At 72.0% G+C, this 403-nt stretch carries 1 protein-coding gene; it reads left to right on the forward strand.

Going from position 1 to position 403, the window contains the following annotated elements; genetic code table 11:
- Positions 1–47: 47 nt before the first annotated feature.
- Positions 48–403: MerR family transcriptional regulator (locus G3I78_RS49915; RefSeq protein WP_164437307.1), on the forward strand; the 356-nt coding region annotated here is incomplete at its 3' end.

Below are 403 nucleotides of genomic sequence, written 5' to 3' on the forward strand. Positions count from 1 at the left end.
TCAAGTCAAACGCCCGCGCGGAGAGAGGGAGGCGGCCGGACGTGCGCATGACGATCGGGCAGCTCGCCGGGGCCACCGGGGTACCCGCTTCGGCCATCCGGTACTGGGAGCGCCACGGGCTGCTGCCCCAGCCCGAACGCCAGGGCGGGCAGCGGCGCTATCCGGAGGGGGCCGCGGAGCGGATCGTGCTGCTGCGCAAGTGCCAGCAGGCGGGGCTGACCCTGGCCGAGATCCGCGAACTGCAGCAGGACCAGCCGCGCCGGCAGGCGATGATCCGTACGAAGGTCGCCGAGATCGAGCAGCGCCTGGTCGATCTCGACCACGCGCACCAGCTGCTGGCCCACGCCCTCCAGTGCAGCAGGACGGACATCGTCGGCTGCCCGAACTTCCGGGAGCAGATGGC

Source organism: Streptomyces sp. SID13726, assembly GCF_010548375.1.
Classification (GTDB): Bacteria; Actinomycetota; Actinomycetes; order Streptomycetales; family Streptomycetaceae; genus Streptomyces.